The 16,585-nt window shown below is 60.8% G+C and carries 17 protein-coding genes and 1 pseudogene; 9 read left to right on the plus strand and 9 right to left on the minus strand.

The genetic code is table 11. The features are described 5' to 3' along the window. Positions 1 to 2 precede the first annotated feature (2 nt). The 4 genes from J2T09_RS03265 to J2T09_RS03280 all read left to right on the plus strand — a co-directional run bounded on the left by J2T09_RS03265 (position 3) and on the right by J2T09_RS03280 (position 2,762). Positions 3 to 980, plus strand: coding sequence for a branched-chain amino acid ABC transporter permease (locus tag J2T09_RS03265; RefSeq protein WP_306831049.1), 978 nt, complete (start codon positions 3 to 5; stop codon positions 978 to 980). Continuing rightward, positions 973 to 1,725 (plus strand): ABC transporter ATP-binding protein, encoded by a 753-nt coding sequence (locus J2T09_RS03270; protein ID WP_306831051.1) that lies wholly within the window; start codon positions 973 to 975, stop codon positions 1,723 to 1,725. The genes J2T09_RS03265 and J2T09_RS03270 overlap by 8 nt, the downstream gene beginning before the upstream one ends. Continuing rightward, positions 1,722 to 2,408 carry an ABC transporter ATP-binding protein gene (locus J2T09_RS03275; protein WP_306831659.1) on the plus strand — a complete coding sequence of 229 codons (687 nt, stop codon included), beginning with the start codon at positions 1,722 to 1,724 and terminating at the stop codon, positions 2,406 to 2,408. Before J2T09_RS03270 ends, J2T09_RS03275 begins: the two co-directional genes overlap by 4 nt. Positions 2,409 to 2,471: 63 nt before the next feature. After that, complete coding sequence (locus tag J2T09_RS03280) at positions 2,472 to 2,762, plus strand: hypothetical protein (RefSeq protein WP_306831053.1); 291 nt, start codon at positions 2,472 to 2,474, stop codon at positions 2,760 to 2,762. A 299-nt stretch (positions 2,763 to 3,061) separates the two neighbouring features. On the opposite strand, the gene J2T09_RS03285 is transcribed toward J2T09_RS03280, so the two are convergent. From J2T09_RS03285 to J2T09_RS03295, 3 genes and pseudogenes are all read right to left on the minus strand, one after another. Continuing rightward, positions 3,062 to 4,243 (minus strand): pyridoxal phosphate-dependent aminotransferase, encoded by a 1,182-nt coding sequence (locus J2T09_RS03285; RefSeq protein ID WP_306831055.1) that lies wholly within the window; start codon positions 4,241 to 4,243, stop codon positions 3,062 to 3,064. Further along, positions 4,243 to 4,938, minus strand: coding sequence for a TetR/AcrR family transcriptional regulator (locus J2T09_RS03290; RefSeq protein WP_306831058.1), 696 nt, complete (start codon positions 4,936 to 4,938; stop codon positions 4,243 to 4,245). The genes J2T09_RS03285 and J2T09_RS03290 overlap by 1 nt, the downstream gene beginning before the upstream one ends. Positions 4,939 to 5,127: 189 nt before the next feature. Then, positions 5,128 to 5,832, minus strand: a pseudogene (locus tag J2T09_RS03295) (dimethylarginine dimethylaminohydrolase family protein); the annotation flags it as partial. A 224-nt stretch (positions 5,833 to 6,056) separates the two neighbouring features. Here J2T09_RS03295 and J2T09_RS03300 point away from each other — a divergent pair. The 4 genes from J2T09_RS03300 (at position 6,057) to J2T09_RS03315 (ending at position 9,291) form a co-directional block, all read left to right on the plus strand. Continuing rightward, positions 6,057 to 6,830 (plus strand): ABC transporter ATP-binding protein, encoded by a 774-nt coding sequence (locus J2T09_RS03300; protein WP_306831061.1) that lies wholly within the window; start codon positions 6,057 to 6,059, stop codon positions 6,828 to 6,830. Positions 6,831 to 6,882: 52 nt separating this feature from the next. Then, complete coding sequence (locus J2T09_RS03305; RefSeq protein ID WP_306831063.1) at positions 6,883 to 7,665, plus strand: transporter substrate-binding domain-containing protein; 783 nt, start codon at positions 6,883 to 6,885, stop codon at positions 7,663 to 7,665. 95 nt (positions 7,666 to 7,760) lie between these two features. Continuing rightward, positions 7,761 to 8,468, plus strand: coding sequence for an ABC transporter permease (locus tag J2T09_RS03310; RefSeq protein ID WP_306831065.1), 708 nt, complete (start codon positions 7,761 to 7,763; stop codon positions 8,466 to 8,468). A 7-nt stretch (positions 8,469 to 8,475) separates the two neighbouring features. Beyond that, on the plus strand, positions 8,476 to 9,291 hold the full coding sequence (locus J2T09_RS03315; RefSeq protein WP_373458371.1) for an ABC transporter permease: 816 nt from the start codon (positions 8,476 to 8,478) through the stop codon (positions 9,289 to 9,291). A 126-nt stretch (positions 9,292 to 9,417) separates the two neighbouring features. Here the strand turns inward: J2T09_RS03315 and J2T09_RS03320 are convergent, their stop codons facing one another. Beyond that, positions 9,418 to 9,621, minus strand: coding sequence for a hypothetical protein (locus tag J2T09_RS03320; RefSeq protein WP_306831070.1), 204 nt, complete (start codon positions 9,619 to 9,621; stop codon positions 9,418 to 9,420). 151 nt (positions 9,622 to 9,772) lie between these two features. Between J2T09_RS03320 and J2T09_RS03325 the strand changes: the two genes are divergently transcribed. Beyond that, positions 9,773 to 10,276 (plus strand): ferritin-like domain-containing protein, encoded by a 504-nt coding sequence (locus tag J2T09_RS03325; protein ID WP_306831071.1) that lies wholly within the window; start codon positions 9,773 to 9,775, stop codon positions 10,274 to 10,276. 66 nt (positions 10,277 to 10,342) lie between these two features. On the opposite strand, the gene J2T09_RS03330 is transcribed toward J2T09_RS03325, so the two are convergent. From J2T09_RS03330 to J2T09_RS03350, 5 genes are all read right to left on the minus strand, one after another. Next, positions 10,343 to 10,540, minus strand: coding sequence for a hypothetical protein (locus J2T09_RS03330; RefSeq protein ID WP_306831074.1), 198 nt, complete (start codon positions 10,538 to 10,540; stop codon positions 10,343 to 10,345). 362 nt (positions 10,541 to 10,902) lie between these two features. Further along, a complete protein-coding gene (locus J2T09_RS03335; protein WP_373458372.1) occupies positions 10,903 to 12,519 on the minus strand; it encodes a GumC family protein in 1,617 nt (538 codons plus the stop codon). A gap of 121 nt (positions 12,520 to 12,640) precedes the next feature. Continuing rightward, on the minus strand, positions 12,641 to 14,590 hold the full coding sequence (gene asnB, locus J2T09_RS03340) for an asparagine synthase (glutamine-hydrolyzing) (protein WP_306831078.1): 1,950 nt from the start codon (positions 14,588 to 14,590) through the stop codon (positions 12,641 to 12,643). Between the two features lie 103 nt (positions 14,591 to 14,693). Continuing rightward, positions 14,694 to 16,070 (minus strand): FAD-containing oxidoreductase, encoded by a 1,377-nt coding sequence (locus J2T09_RS03345; RefSeq protein WP_306831081.1) that lies wholly within the window; start codon positions 16,068 to 16,070, stop codon positions 14,694 to 14,696. Beyond that, positions 16,067 to 16,546, minus strand: coding sequence for a DUF4126 family protein (locus J2T09_RS03350; protein ID WP_306831084.1), 480 nt, complete (start codon positions 16,544 to 16,546; stop codon positions 16,067 to 16,069). The genes J2T09_RS03345 and J2T09_RS03350 overlap by 4 nt, the downstream gene beginning before the upstream one ends. Positions 16,547 to 16,585: the final 39 nt, after the last annotated feature.

The raw sequence follows: 16,585 nt of genomic DNA on the forward strand, positions 1-16,585 counted from the left end.
GCATGGCTCTTTCACGCGAAAACATCATCAATCTCGTTCTGGCGCTGTTGCTGCTGGTCGTGCCGGTCGCGGCCAGCCAGATGGGGCAGCCGTTCACCGTCACGCTCGCCACCCGCATCGCCGTTCTGGCGCTCGCCGCCACCGGCCTCAATATCGCGCTCGGTCTCGGCGGACTGGTGTCCTTCGGCCATGCCGTGTTTTTCGGCATCGGCGGTTATGCGGCCGGCATTCTGGCAAGCCACGTCTTTTCCGGCGAACCGATGATGTTCGGTTTCGAAGGCAGCAACCAGATGCCGGTAATCTGGATTTTTGCCGTCATCGCCTGCGGCCTTGCAGGTCTGGCGATCGGTGCGATCAGCCTGCGCACTTCAGGCGTCTATTTCATCATGATCACGCTCGCCTTTGCGCAGATGATCTATTATTTCGCCATTTCCTGGCCGGCCTATGGTGGCGAGGACGGGCTCTCCATTCTGGTGCGCAACCAGTTTCCGGGCATCAACACCATGCTGCCCTTGAGCTTCTTTCTGCTCTGTTACGGCGTGCTGATCGCCTGTATCGGCCTGTTCGCCCTGCTGCGTGGCTCGCGTTTCGGCGCTGCATTGCAGGCAGCAAGGCAGAACGAGGTGCGGGTGGCGGCGGTGGGTATCTCGCCCTATGGCATAAGGCTGGCGGCCTTCGTCGTCTCGGCGATGATGACGGGGCTCGCCGGCGCGCTTTATGCGGATCTGAACAAGTTCGTCAGCCCATCCATGCTCTCCTGGCACATGTCGGGCGAGTTGATCGTGCTGATCATTCTCGGCGGTACCGGTCGTCTGTTCGGTCCTGTGGCGGGGGCGATGCTTTACGTCATCTTCGAATTCGCGCTCGGCGGTTTGACCGAACGCTGGCAGTTCTTTCTCGGGCTGATCCTGCTAGGTGTCGTGCTGTTTGCGCGTGGCGGGCTGATCGGGCTTCTGGCCGGAAAGGCGCGTCATGACTGAAAGTCCGGTTCTGGAAATTACCGATCTCGTCAAGACGTTTGGCGCTCTACGGGCCAGTGATGGCGTGACACTCGACCTGCGTTCGGGCGAAGTTCATGCGCTGATCGGCCCCAATGGTGCCGGCAAATCGACGCTGATCCACCAGATCTGCGGCACGCAGAAACAGGATAGCGGCACGATCCACTTTGCCGGTCAGGATATCGGCCGTCTGGGCGTCGCCGAACGGGCGCGGCTCGGGCTGGGGCGGACGTTTCAGGTGTCGTCGCTGGCACCGGAATTTTCCGCGCTGCGCAATGTCATGCTGGCGGTGCAGGCGAGGGCCGGATCGAGTTTTCGTTTCTTCAGGCCGGTGATGCGTGACCGTGGGCTGATCGATCAGGCGAGGGCCATGCTGGAGCGCGTTGGCCTTGCCGGCCGTGCAAAAATTCCGGCGGCGGAACTGTCGCATGGCGAACGTCGCCAGCTGGAAATCGCCATCGCCTTGGCACTTGGATCGAAGGCTTTTCTGCTCGATGAACCGATGGCGGGCATGGGGCCGGAAGGCTCCAAGCGGCTGACCGGCTTTCTCGATACCCTTCGCCACGAAGCGCCGATCCTGTTGGTAGAACACGACATGGATGCGGTGTTCGCGCTCGCCGATCGCATTTCCGTGCTGGTTTATGGCCGCGTCATCGCCACCGGCACGGTGGAGGAAATCCGTCGAGATCCTGCCGTGCGCACCGCCTATCTCGGAGATCACGCCTGATGCTGCTCGAGGTTCAGGACATCACCACCTTTTACGGCAGCAGCCAGGCGCTTTTTGGTGTCGATCTGTCCGTCGCGGAAGGCGAGGTTGTGGCGCTGATGGGCCGCAACGGCATGGGCAAATCGACCACGATCAAGTCGATCTGCAATCTCATGCCGCCGAAATCCGGTCATATCGCTTTTGCCGGTCAGGCCACCGCAAAACTGCCGCCGCACAAGGTGGCGCGGCTGGGGCTCGGGCTGGTGCCGGAAGGCAGGCGTTGTTTCCAGAACCTCACCGTACATGAAAATCTCGTCGCTGCCGCACGTCCGGGTGCTTGGACGCTAAAACGGGTCAATGACCTCTTTCCGCGTCTCGATGAACGGCATGCGCAGATGGCAAGGTCGCTGTCGGGCGGCGAACAGCAGATGCTGGCGATCGGCCGCGCGCTGATGACCAATCCGCGCCTGCTGATACTGGACGAGGCGACCGAGGGACTGGCCCCCGTCATCCGCCAGGATATCTGGCGGGCGATCCGGTCGCTGAAAGAGGACGGACTGTCCATTCTCGTTATCGACAAGACGCTGTCGGAACTGCTGCCGATGGCGGATCGTTGCGTCATTCTCGAAAACGGTCGCAGTGTGTGGTCGGGCCAGCCGCAGGCGCTGACATCCGACCTGCAGGATCGTTATCTCGGTATTTGATCTTTTTCGGAACGAAGATTTCTGGACAGTGTTATCCTGCGGCAAACGGCAGGAGGAACCGTCATGCAGGATCGTACCGGAAGCGACAATCACGAAGCCCGAAAGTTCGGCAGCAGCCAACCGAATATCGCCCGCTCGTGCGGTACCGGCGAGGCGCCGCATCACGCCCGTGACCCGATCACGGCGGATCTTCGTCGCGCCAAGAAGGAATTCGAGGGCGATCGGCCGGCGGGTCATGTCAGCCACATCGTCGATGCCGGGGATTCCGGCGGGTATGTTGCGCCTTACGAGATCGACATGGATGACGATCCGGTGGAACGCGAGGCAAGGCGTCGGGGGGATGAGGCGGAGTAGGGGCCTCAACGTTGTTGATCGTGGATTGAGGACGGTGCAGCTTGCTCCCAATGATCTCCCCCCTTGAGAGGCAGGGCTATCGCATGTGGAACGGTGGGGGGCGCCCAGCCGATCTCCCCCCTTGAGGGGGAGATGTCCGGCAGGACAGAGGGGGGTGGTTCTGGCGCCAAGGCCGCTTCGGAAATCTCTGCCGCACCGTTGCTCACCCCCCTCTGTCACCTTTCGGTGACATCTCCCCCTCAAGGGGGGAGATTTTTGGGAGAAAGCCGCACCGCCATGCGCAACCGCGCCGTATTGCCTTAACCCTTTGCCGCCAGCCTGCTCGCCAGTGCCGCAACCCGTTCCATCGCGGTTGCCAGCACATCTTCCGGCACGGTCAGCGAAATGCGTAAAAAGCCTGCCGCCTGATCGCCGAAGGATGTGCCCGGCATCACCGCCACCTTCTCCTCGCGCAACAATTCCCAGGCAAACTCTTCGCCACCCAATCCCGTGGCGGTCACATCCAGCAGGATGAACATGCCCCCTTCCGGCATCATCGGTTTCACCAGATTGCTGCCTTCAAAACTTTTGGCGACGATGGCGGCACGGCGTGCGTAATTGGCGCGCATCACATCGGCCGTATCGAAGTGTTTTGAAAGCGCCAGCGCCGTCATATCCGAAATGAACGGTTGCACGCCAAAAAGCATGGTTTCGGAAACCGGCAGAACCTTCTCGCAGAATTCCTCCGGGCCGGCGGCCCAGCCGCTGCGGAAGCCCGGTGCGGCATGCGATTTCGAGATCGACGAGACGGCGATGGTGCGGTCGGCCAGTTCCGGGATATCGAATGGCGACGCAAATTTGACGCCGTCGAAAATCAGTTCTTCATAGACTTCGTCGGAGACGATCCAGAGATCGTGCTTGCGGCAGACTTCGCCGATGGCGACGATCTCGGCCTCGCTCAGCACTGCGCCGGTCGGGTTGTGCGGCGTGTTGAGCAGCAGCACGCGGGCTTCCGGCGTGATGGCGCGTTCGAGATCGGCGGCCTGCAGGTGGAATTTTTTCTCCGGGCGCAGCGGCACGGGGATCATGTGGGCGCCGGTGGAGGCGATCACGCCTTCATAGGTCGCGTAAAGCGGATCGCCGACCAGCACGCCATCGCCGCGTTCGACAAGGCCGGTCATCACACCGTAAAGCGCGGTCTGGGTGCCGGGGAAGCAGAGGAAATTGCGTTCGCTGACGCCGGCGCGACGCTTCGAATACTTTTCGACCAGCGCCTTCAGCACCGCCGGTTCGCCACGGCCGTTGGAATAACGGGTGCGGCCGGCATACATGGCGCGCGAGGCTTCATCGAGCAGCGCCTGATCGGGGGCGACATCCGGTTCACCGATCGTCAGTTCGATAATGTCTTCGCCGGCCGCCTTCATGCGGCGCGCATTGGTGTGGAGGGCCCAGCGACCGGAGCCGAGATGGGCGAGGCGGTCGGTGATGGAGGCGTAACGCATCAAATGTCTTTCTCGGTTGGTGCGATGACCGAGCGGTTTTCCGGGCCCGGTGCGGTGTGTTCTGATGGGGAAAGTTCGCCGGATTTGAGGCCGAGCAGAGCTTCCACGGATCGAAAGGCGAGGGTGGACAATTCCCCCTCGGCAAAAAGGTCGTTGGCCAAAGTCGCCTCCAGCCACAGCCCATCCAGCAGGCCGGTCAGTGCCACCGTGTGGTGACGGCAGCGGGCGATTTCGTCCGGCTGTCCGTTCTCTGCGAAGAAATCGCGCAGCAGGTTTTCGAGCGCCGACAGGATGGCCGTATAGTGCTCGCGGTGGATGGCGGCAAACACCGGATCGTGCGGAATATGGCCGATAAACGCCGCCCATAGCGACAGCATGCGCGGATCGGTGACCGTGGCCGAATGGTTGGCATCGATGAAACGGCCGAGCCGCTGTTTTGCGGTGCCCGCACTGTTGGCTGCCTCGATCGAGCCTGACGTCATGGCCGCCATCATCTCGCGATAAGCGGCCTGCATCATCTGGTCCTTGCTCTCGAAATAGTGGCGGATCAGGCCACCGGTGACGCCGGCGCGGGCGGCGATCTGGCGCACGGTTGCGCCCTGTATGCCGAATTCGGCGATACAGTCGAGCGTTGCGGCGATGAGGTCCTCACGCCGCTCCGCTTCGCTTGCCCGGTGAAAGGTCCGTCGGCTCACTCTGTCTCCTTAGGCGGGAGTTTTCTCCCTCAAGATCGGTCGGGTCAGGCAGGTCGGCCCGCCTTCGCAGGCGATGCACAATGCATCTGCCTCAAAGGTTTCCACCGTGCAACCATGCGCTTCCATCGCCGCCTTGGTGGCCGGGAAACCACTGACCATGATGACATGGTTGGGTGTGACCGGCAAAACGTTGAGGTTGAGGCCGTTGCTTTCCGCAAAATCCGCTTCCGGCGCGTGGATCAGCGTGTAACCACGCTCGCGCAGCAGCATATAGAAGGCGGCCGGCATGAGCGGTGCGTGCACCAGCGCCAGTTTCGGCGCAAGCGGGCTCATCACCGACATTAGGTGCAGGCAGGCTTCCTCGCCCTGCCAGAGCGGCAGGTCGAAACCGAGAACGGTGACGCCGATATTGCCAAGGATGGCCTGCATCTGCTCGATACCGGACTGATTGGAGCGCACGCCGCGGCCGATCGCCAGGGTTTCGTGATCCACCCAGATACAATCGCCACCTTCCACCGTACCCGGCGCTTCGATGCGGCCAAGGATCGGGATGCCGGCATCGCGATAGGTCTTTTCGTGCAGGTCGGGCTCTGCTGATCTGAGCGGCTTGCCCATGCGCAGGATCACGGCACCCTTGTCGGTCATCAGCGACGGGTCGTGGGTGAACATGGCGTCGGCCAGTCCATCGCCGTCGTCCTCGATCCACAGAACTTCCGTGCCGGACTTTTCCACAAGGCTCGCGAACACCTTGTGCTGTTCGATGGCCTTGGCTGCGTCGAAAGTCGGGCCGTAGTGCCACTTTGCCGCATCGGCGGCGAGAAGGCTCTTTCCCGGTCGACGCATGACGACCCGCAAAAGCCGCTCCGACATGGCCTGGCAACCGTAATCACTCATCTAATAACCCCTGGAAATGTGTGGGTGGATCATCTGTGGATGGCGCGAAAGCCCCGCAGGGCCATGCTCAAACCTTATTATACGCTTGAGTAATTTTTGGACAAGTGCAAAAGTTGCATCAAAATAGGGCTGCAATACCAGCGGTGTGGTCCAGAGATATGCGCTGGGGGAACAAGTCAAAACAGCAGATCGGGCAAAGGATAAGCCCGGCGGTGACGGTGTGAATGAGTGATACGGCGCAAGCCATCGAGGTCAAAGACCTCCACAAGCGGTTTGGCCCGCTTGAGGTTCTGAAGGGTGTGTCCCTGACGGCCAATCAGGGTGACGTGATCGCCATTATCGGCGGTTCGGGTTCCGGCAAGTCGACGCTTCTGCGTTGCATCAACATGCTGGAATTGCCGAGCGCGGGTTCGGTCACGGTGCATGGCGAAGAAATCCAGATGAAGCCCGATGGTGACGGCGGCCTGATGCCTGCCAACCGCCGTCAGGTGCAGCGCATCCGCAGCCAGCTCGGCATGGTGTTCCAGAGTTTCAATCTCTGGCAGCACATGACGGTGCTGCAGAATGTCATCGAAGTGCCGGTACATGTGCTGAAACAGCCGCGCGACGAGGCTATTGCCGTGGCCGAGACGTTGCTCAAGCGCGTCGGGCTTTATGAAAAGCGCAATGCCTATCCGGCCTTCATGTCCGGCGGCCAGCAGCAGCGTGCGGCGATTGCGCGTGCGCTCGCCATCCAGCCTCTGGTGATGCTGTTTGACGAACCGACCTCGGCGCTTGACCCGGAACTGGTGGGCGAGGTTCTCACCGTCATCGGCGATCTGGCGCGCGAAAAACGCACGATGATCCTCGTGACTCACGAAATGAAGTTTGCCCGCCAGGTGGCAAGCCATGTGGTGTTCCTGCATGGCGGCATCATCGAGGAGCAGGGTAGCCCACAGGCTATTTTCGAAGATCCGAAATCGGAGCGGCTGAAGAAATTCATCAGCTCCATTCATTGAAGCATCAAAAAACCTGCATTGAAACAACAGTACTGAAACAAGGGGACATATCATGAAGAGCATTTTGAAAACCGTGGCGCTCGCAGCGCTGGTTGGCGTAGCCTCCGTCGGCGCCGCATCTGCCGCACCGATCAAGATGGGCGTTGCCGCTGAACCCTATCCGCCTTTCACCTCGCCGGATGCCAGCGGCAAGTGGGTCGGCTGGGAAGTCGACCTGATGAATGCCGTCTGCGCCGAAGCCAAGCTGGAATGCGAAATCACGCCGATCGCCTGGGATGGTCTCATTCCGGCGCTGACCAGCAAGAAGATCGACACGATCCTGTCGTCCATGTCGATCACCGACGAGCGCCTGAAGACGATCGATTTCTCCGACAAATATTACAACACGCCCGCATCGCTTGCCGGCCCGAAGGAAGCAAGCTTCACGGCGGATGCAGCCGGTCTGAAGGACAAGATCCTCGGCGTGCAGGTCTCCACCATCCATGCCGAATATGCGCAGAAACATTTCAAGGATGCGGTCAGCGAGATCAAGGAATACCAGACGCTGGACGAAGCCAATAACGATCTGGCTGCCGGCCGCCTCGATGCCGTTTTTGCCGATGCGATCACGCTCGATGCCTTCCTGAACTCGGAACAGGGCAAGGCCTGCTGCGACAAGAAGGGCGATGTGGCCGATGATCCGGCCGTTCTGGGTGCCGGCATCGGTTTCGGCCTGCGCAAGGGCGATGACGAGCTGAAGGGCAAGCTCAACGCCGCCATCAAGGCGATCCGCGATAACGGTACCTACGAGAAGTTCTCCAAGAACTATTTCGACTTCGACGTCTACGGCAAGTAATTGCCCGATACCCTGCGGTTCCGGCGCCTGCGCGCCGGAACCGTTCGTTTTTTTGATCCTCCCGACGGAGCCGAGCCTGGAATGGCGGTAATATCATGGACCTGAGCCTGCTTGCTCTTTCTCCCCCGGGGTGGGGCGGCGTTCTGCTGGCCGGTCTTTTCAGTTCGCTGCAGCTTGCCGTCGGCGGTTATCTGCTCGGCCTCGTCATCGGCATCGGCGGTGCGTCCGGCAAGCTTTATGGCGGGCCGATCGTGCGTGATCTGCTGGAAGTCTATACGACGCTGGTGCGCGCCATTCCCGAACTGGTGCTGATCCTGCTGCTTTATTACGCCGGCACCGATCTGGTGAATCAGCTGATGCATCTGCTCGGCCTGCCGTCGATGGATATCAGCGGCCTTGCCGCCGGCATTTTTGTCATCGGCGTGGTGCAGGGCGCCTATTCGACCGAGGTCTTGCGCGGCGCCATCAAGGCCATTCCGGCCGGTGAGATCGAGGCGGCACGCGCTTACGGCATGTCGCCGCTTCTGACGTTGCGCCGCGTGACATTGCCGGCCATGCTGCCCTATGCGGTGCCGGGCTTGTCAAATCTCTGGCTGATTGCCACCAAGGATACGGCGCTGCTGGCCGTTGTCGGTTTTTCGGAACTGACGCTGGTTACCCGGCAGGCGGCCGGCTCGACCAAACATTACATGACCTTTTTCCTTGCCGCCGGTGCGCTTTATCTCGCCGTCACGCTCGTTTCGAATGTCATCATCGGCATGATCGAAAAACGTGCGCGCCGTGGCATGGTGCGGGAGGCGTGAGGTCATGATCAAGGATGAAGCCACCATTCTGCCCGCCTACAAGCCACCGAAGGCCCGCAGCCTTCTGGAGCCGCATCGCCTGTTCCTGATGGCGGTGTTTGCCGGTATTTTCGCCTGTGCCGTCATCTACATGCGCTGGGACTGGCTGCCAAAGTATCAGGACCGCCTGATTGCGGGCATCTGGCAAACGCTGGTCCTGCTGTTCACCACGGCATTTTTCGGGTTTCTGCTGGCCGTACCGCTCGGTCTTGCGCAGGTCACCGGGCCAAGGCCGTTGAAATGGCTGGCCAATGGTTTCTGCACGATCATTCGTGGCACGCCGCTGCTTTTGCAGCTCTGGCTGCTCTATTACGGTCTCGGCTCGCTGTTTGCGCAGTTTCCGGAAATCCGCCAGTCCTTCATGTGGCCTTATCTGCGGCAGGCATGGCCTTATGGTTTCACGGCCCTGATGTTGTCTTTCGCCGCTTATGAGGGCGAAGTGATGCGTGGTGCCTTTGCCGGCGTGCCGCGCGGCGAGCTGGAGGCGGCACGCGCTTTCGGCATGGGCCGTTTCACCATGTTCCGCCGCATCTGGCTGCCGCGCGCCATCCAGCGCTCACTGCCGACGCTGAACGGCGAAACCGTGTTGCAGCTGAAATCGACCCCTCTGGTGGCCACCATTACCGTGGTGGATACCTATGCGGTGATTTCCAAGGTGCGTCAGGACACGTTCCTGACCTATGAGCCGCTTCTGCTTCTGGCGCTGATCTATCTGATCCTGACCGGTATTCTGGTGGCCGGTTTCCGTTTTCTCGAAAACCGTATTCCCAGCCGCGGCGCCTGATCTTTCCCAAAAGCCCGATCTTCCCAAAAAGAAAGGCGCTTCCCTCGGGTGAGGGAAGCGGCAGACGGGGAGGTATCCATGACGCGCCGTCGCGGTTGGAAGCGCCGGCACAGTCTCTCAACACGCTTAGCGTGTTTTCGTTCCGTCGATGATTACACTTTCGTCTCTAGCCTCTGCATGCATTGGCGGCGCATCGTTTTCGTCCGGATTGGGAACCGGCATTTCGTCGGGCAGGCGGTCGGGCTCCGGCTCGTCGATCGGCGGCGGTTCCGGTTTCCAGTCCGGCGGTGGCATCGGTGGCGGCTCGATCGGTTCCTGCGGGTGCGGCATGGTATGATCCTTGTTTTGCGCAGTCTCTTTCGAAACCCGGAAAAGGCCGTGAAGGTTCCGGTCAAAACCCGGAGACAGGGAACCGCCTTAAACCTGCCTGCGTTATCGGCATGATTGAAATGCACGTAAAGCAGAGAGGAAAGGTTGAGCGATGACCCATGTCCAAATCCATTTCGATGCTTGGCTTCGCGATGCATTCGCAGCCGAGGGCCAGTCGATCACCATGCTGAGCAGTCTGGCCAAGCGTATTCAGAATTATCCGGATCTGAAAACGCGCGTGGAGGACCATCTCGTTGAAACCCAGGCACAACAGGAGCTTTTACGCGGGCTTTTGGAGCGAACGGCAGGACCTCCGCTGATCCGCACCGTTGCGGGGCGTCTCAGCACCGCCGCGCAGGGCATCAGCGGCATGCTGGCCGGCGACGAGATCATCAAGAGCGCCATGTCGACCTATATTTTCGAGCAGGGCGAAATCGCCAGCTATCAGGTTCTCTTAGCGGCAGCCGATGAACTGGGCGACACGGAGGCCGAAGACGTGCTGTCGCGTATCATGGAGCAGGAAGTCGCCATGGCCGGCTGGCTGCATGATCATCTCGATGTGCTGACACGCATCTACCTTATGCGGGACGAACGGGATCTGCAGGCCAAACGCTGATCTCGCGCAATAAAAAGCCGCCAGTTGAAAGAGGCTGGCGGCCACGTTTGCAGGTCTGGACAGCGGTCAGGCGGTCAGTGCGCGCTCGATGTCGATTTTGGTGCGCGCGCCTTTCTGGTAAAAAAGGATGATGCGCGCCGCCAGATCCTGTGCTGCGAGACTGTCGCCGGCAAAACCCTGTTCTGCGCGGGTGTCATCGTAGAATTTCTGCAGGAATGCCAGCTCGTTCGGATCGAGCGTCGGGTATGCCATGGATGAATACATGTTTCTGCCTCCACATGGGGGGCGAAAGTTATCCAGACCAATGATCGGCCTGCTCTTCCAGTCGCGGCCGCCCTTTTTCGTCCTGGCCGTCGATGGGTTGAGCCTACGCCTTTGCAGGGTCTTTGCAAGGCAAATGCATGCTGCGGTACGGTAACGGACGCGGGCAGGATGCAGGGCTGAGCGGGCTTCTGGTGCCGTTATGAATCCCTGTCAGCTATTCCTCGTGCCAAAACGCTGAAAACATTCGGTTTATTGACGATGTTCCGGCGTTTCTCATAGACAAAAACGCCCGATGACCTGCTTTTCACAAAATTGCGAGATGCCGTTTTCGACCCTCAAAACTCGTCCAAAACCGCGTCAAATCAGGCGGAAATGTAGCGCGGACGGGCGTTTCGGAGATAACCGAGAAGGCCGAAAACCAGAGCAAGACCGGTGCCGATGATCGCACCGGCAATGGCGCCACCGGCGATCAGAACCGGCGTCGCCGGAGGCCAGCTTTTCGACTTCGGCGGAACCGGATTGGAGATCACCCGCACATTGCTAGTGTCGATTTCCTGCCGTTCGCTGATCTGGTTGGTGCGGGCGAGATAGGTTTCGTAAACGGCGGCCTTGGCGCGGGCATCGCGTTCCAGCTCGCGCAACTGCACCTGCGCATCATTGTTGGTGTAGACGGTGGCGCGTTCGCTGTCCGAGCGGCTGCGCAGCTGCGCCAGCGTGGCGCGGGCCTGATCGCTGTCCTGTTTTGCCTGCTGCAGAATACGGTCGGCTTCCTCGGCAATCGCGTTTTCCAGCGTGGCGCGTTCCGATTGCAGGGCGACAAGGCGCGGATGGCGGCTGCCATAGGTGCGGGCCATGGCACCGATCTGCTGTTCCAGAACGGTGAAATTGCCGCGCATCGTCGTCATGGCGGCGGAATCGAAAATGCTGGCGCTGGCGGTGCGGCGATCGGCAACGGCTGCGCGCATCTGATTATAACGTGCCTCGGCCTGGATCAGCCGCTGCTGCGCATCGAGAACCTGTGTGTCGAGCGCGCTGGAAATGCGGCTGCTGGTCAGCTCGCCGGCGCTCGATTGCAGCTTGTTGTCACGCTTGAACTGCTCGACCTTCTCTTCCGACGCGGTGACGGATGTCCGCAACTCGTCGAGACGGGCATTGATGCTGGCGGCAATACGGCCGGCACTTTCTGAAGACGACTGGAAAAGCTGCGCCTGAAACGCTTCGACCACAGCATTCGACAGTCGGATGGATTTTTCCGGATCCGAGGTCCAGACCGACAGGACGACAACGAAGGAACGTTCCTCACGCGTCGCCTTGATGCGTTCCTCGAGCGCACGCTGAACCGACAATTCGCGGGCTTCCTGCGAGGTGTCGCCCCCGCTGCTGCCGAGAAGCGAGGAGAGGAGGCTGGGTTTGAAGAATTCGGTATCCTCGGTCAGCTTCATGTCGCGAATGACCTGACGCAGCACATTGCCGGAGGTCATGACGCGGATCTTGCTGTCGACTTCGAGAAGCTGCGAATCCCGCTGCGGGTTGACGGCGGTGAGATCGTCGGGTGTGACGTTGAAGTTGGACGGATCGACGATCAGGTCGGTAAACACGGTGTAGCGCGGTGTTGTCGTGGCCGTGTAGCCGAAGGCGATGACCGCGCCGAGAATGGCCATGAACAGGATAAGCGCCACGCCGCGCTGCAGCCAGCGCAACACATGGCCGATGCCGATCTGCGTCACGCTCTGCCACTGTGCCTGCAGGCGGGCCTCCAGCGCGGAAGAGCCATCGTCATCCCATGCGGGATCCGGCTGCGGTGCGCTTTCCAGCGCGGGCCGATTGTCACGATAAGTGCGGCGCACCGGTTCGGCGTCGTTTGAGGCGGGGTCCGATTCCGCTTGATCGAGCAACGAGCCGGTCGATGGCGCACGCTTCAAAGCGGCATTTCCCCGCACTGCACGGCGATTGTCTTCAGGCTCGTTGGAGCGGAACATACTCATCCTCCATCCCGCGCGCGGGAAGAATTCACACCCCTCCAGAATGTTTCAATCGCATGAAAAACAGGTTAATTTAGCAATGTTGATTATTTGTCGGCTTTGACAAACTGTGGAAACCTCATGCCGCCTGCGAGGCGCCGAGCACGGGCGTGACAAAGGCGCGGCGCCAGAGTTCGGTCGAAAGGATGCCGACAAAGGCGGCGTTGTCACGAAAACCGGTTGCCGGTTTCGCGGCACATTTGCGAGCGAGCATGGCAACGGCCGCAGGATCGAACAATCCACCTTCGGCAATCGCCGTTTCGTTGAGGATCGCAGGGACATAGGCCTGTCCGGCACTGGTCGAGAAAGAGGCGCTGTCCGGTGCGCGATAGGGCTGCTTTGGACGGTTGGCGACCACGGGCGGCAGAAGGTCGCGCGCAACGCGGCGCAGGATGTGTTTTTCCTCCAGCCCCTTGAGCTTGAGACCGGGCGGCAGGCGGTTGGCGAATTCCACGAGGCGGTGATCGAGGAAAGGGAAACGTCCCTCGATGCCATGCGCCATCGCCATGCGGTCGCCCTGGCTGGAGAGAATGTAACCCGGCAGCAGAAAGCGCATTTCCAGATATTGCGCCTGATTGAGCACATGCCAGCGCGAAAAATCGGCAGGCAGGCGCGAGGCCAGTTCTTCCGCCGCGTCATAACCCGCGAGTTGTTGCTTCAGGGTTTCGGAGAAGAAGATTTTGGCCGATCCGGTATTGCGCAGGCGCGGGCGCAGCGCAAACAGAGGGTCGTTCACGTCATCCTTCGTCACGCCGAAAAAGGAGGAGAGATAGCTGGCGGACTGCTGTTTCAGGCCGGGCAGGTAGGGGTAGAGTTTCTTGAACAGATGGGGTCGGATCTTTGAACCCGGCTGGCGGGCGCAAAAACGGCGCACCTTGGCTTCCTTGAAAATGTCGTAGCCGGCAAACACTTCGTCGGCACCTTCACCGGTCAAAACGACCTTCATGCCGTTTTCGCGGACAAGACCGGAGAGCTTGAAGAGGGGCGCTGGGGCGGTACGAATGACCGGCCGTTCGGTGTAGCGAATGACATCGGGAAAACTGCCGGCGATTTCTGTCGGGCCGCAGGTGATGGCGTTGTGGCGTGTGCCGAGCGCCATGGCGACTGCCATCTGGTGCAGGCTTTCGTCATGTTCCGGGCTGTCGAAGGTGACGGAGAATGTGTCGAGGCCGGAAGGCGCCATCGGTGCTGCGATTGCGGTGATCAGCGAACTGTCCAGACCACCGGACAGATAGGCGCCGACCGGTACATCGGCGCGCATGCGCAAGGCCGTGGCATCGGTCAAAAGCGCGCGCAGTTCTTCCACCGCGTCGTCTTCGGCGATTGCGACATGATCGCCGGCATCGGCAAATTTCGGCTGCCAGTAAGGGCGGATATCAATACTGCCGTTTTCGATGATGATGCGGTTTGCCGGTTCCAGCTCAAAGATGTCGCGAAAAGCGGTGCGGGGTGCGATCGGTGCCCAGAGCGTAAAGATCTGGTCGAGCGCGAAAGGATCGAGTTCGGCGACGATGCCGGGCACCTGCAGCAGCGCCTTCACCTCGGAGGCGAAATAGAATGTGCCGTTGCGTGCTGCATAAAACAGCGGGCGGACACCCATGCGGTCGCGCGCCAGAAACATGCGGTGGCGGCGGGCATCCCAGATGGCGAAGGCGAAATCGCCGTTGAGGCGCTGCAGGCAGTCATCGCCATAAGCCTGATAGAGATGCAGGATGACTTCGGTATCCGAGCCGGTGCGGAACCGATGGCCGGCCGCCTTCAGCTCGTCGCGCAGTTCGACGTAATTGTAGATCTCGCCGTTGAAGACGATGGTGAGGTCTTCGTCGCCGTCCTTTAGGTGCATGGGCTGCTGGCCATCGCCGAGACCGACGATCGACAGGCGCACATGGGCAAGGCCGAGACCGGGGATGGCATGGATGCCGCGTTCGTCGGGGCCGCGATGGGCGATTGCCTGCGCCATCGACGTCAGCAGTCCTTGCGACTGCTCCATCGGCACGCCATCACCCAGAAAGCCCGCAAAACCACACATGAAAAACCCTCAGCACCAGAACTCACCTAAGCAAACCCGGCTGCAAGGGCGGTTAATGGGGGGCGTTTCTCCCGCGCAGATGTAAAACGCGGTAAATTGCCGGTTAAGGCTGGCGCATCGACAGTATCAGCGTCGGCCAAAGCTCGGAAACGGTCGGGTGGATCGGCACCGCCCAGCGCAAGGCATCGTAAGGCGCACCGGCATTCATCATGTCGAGCACGCCATGGATCGCCTCATCGCCGCCGGTGCCGAGAATGGAGGCCCCGAGGATTTTTCGCGTGTCGGCATCGGCGATGATCTTCATGAAGCCCTGCGTCTCGCCCTTTTCGATGGCGCGGCCGACGCGGCTCATCGGTCGCGTGCCGACAAGGATGTTTTTGCCGCTGTCTCGCGCCTGCTTTTCCGTCAGGCCGACACGGCCGAACGGCGGGTCGATGTAAAGTGCGTAACCGAGGATGCGCTCGGAGACTTTTCGGTTCTCGCCATCGAGCAGATTGGCGGCGACGATTTCGAAATCATTGTAGGCGGTGTGGGTGAAGGCGCCGCGACCATTGCAATCTCCCAAGGCCCAGATGCCTTCGACATTGGTGGCAAGATCGTCATCGACCTTGATATAGCCGCGCTCATCCGTTTCGACGCCGGCCTTGTCGAGGCCGAGATCATCCGTATTGGGGCGGCGACCGACGGCGAGCAGCACATCCGAACCGATCACTTCGGGGTCACCCTCGGTGCAGTTCACGCCAACCGCGATGCCGTTTTCATGGGGGCGAAAACGGATGCATTCAGCGCCGGTGCGTACCGTGATGCCCTCGGCCTCGAGAATTTTTCGCACCGCATCCGATACGTCCTCGTCCTCGCGGGACACCAGACGCGGGCCTTTTTCGACGACGGTGACTTCCGCGCCAAAACGTCGAAAAATCTGCGCGAATTCCAGACCGATATAACTGCCGCCCACCACAACCAGATGTTCTGGCACATGCTCCAGCATCACGATCGAGGTGTTGGTGAGATAAGGGACTTCATCGATGCCGGGAAAATCCGGAATGGCGGCGCGGCCGCCGACATTGAGGAAGATTTTTGGAGCGGTGATCGTCTGATCGCCGATGCGCACCGTGTTGGGACTTTCCAGCCGGGCGTGGCCTTCGATGAAGGTGCAGCGCTGCATGCCGCGCAGCCATGTCTCGTTGTTGTTGCGGGCATTCAGCGTTACCTGATGCGAGCGCTGCTTGACCCGTTTCATGTCGATGGAAATATCGCCACCGATCGTCACGCCGTAATCCGCACCACGACGGGCGAGGTGGGCGGCGTAGGCGCTCGCCACCAGCGCCTTGGTCGGCATGCAGCCGGTATTGACGCAGGTGCCGCCGACGAGCTTGCGTTCGATGACGGCGACCGTCTGCCCGGCCTCGGTCAGGCGGCCGGCCAGCGAAGGACCTGCCTGACCGGTGCCGATGATGATGGCGTCGAATTTCTGGATCATGGCATGACCACTGCGGCCGGGATGGCGGAGATGATCAGATAGGCGCCGATAATAGCGATCGCGTCCTCGATCAGCGCTGCCGGCAGGTCCTTTTTGAAGGCCGCAGCGAGTTTGGCGCGCACTGCTGCCCCGCCATAGGTGCCGATGACCGCACCGATGATGCCGGCAACCAGCCCGCCGATCCACACGCCGCTGCCGGCACCGATGGCGGCCCCGGTCAGCGCACCCATGACGAGGCGTGCGCCAAACTGCTGCGGCACCTTGCGGCTTGGTGTGGAGGGTAACTGATCGGTGACGAGTTCGACAATGGCAAGCACGGAAAAGATGGCGACGGCCCAGACCGAGCCGAAGAAAGACAGCCATGTGCCGGAGAGATTGAGCCAGCCGAGATATGCGGCCCAGCTGATGGCGGCGGGTGCGGTCATGGCCCTGAGGCCGGCGACCACACCGATGAGAAGCGCAAGCAGATATGTCATGAAACCCCACTCCCTCTCGAATGCTGCGGCCAGACAGGA

It is taken from the genome of Neorhizobium huautlense (assembly GCF_030811685.1).
GTDB lineage: Bacteria > Pseudomonadota > Alphaproteobacteria > Rhizobiales > Rhizobiaceae > Neorhizobium > Neorhizobium huautlense_A.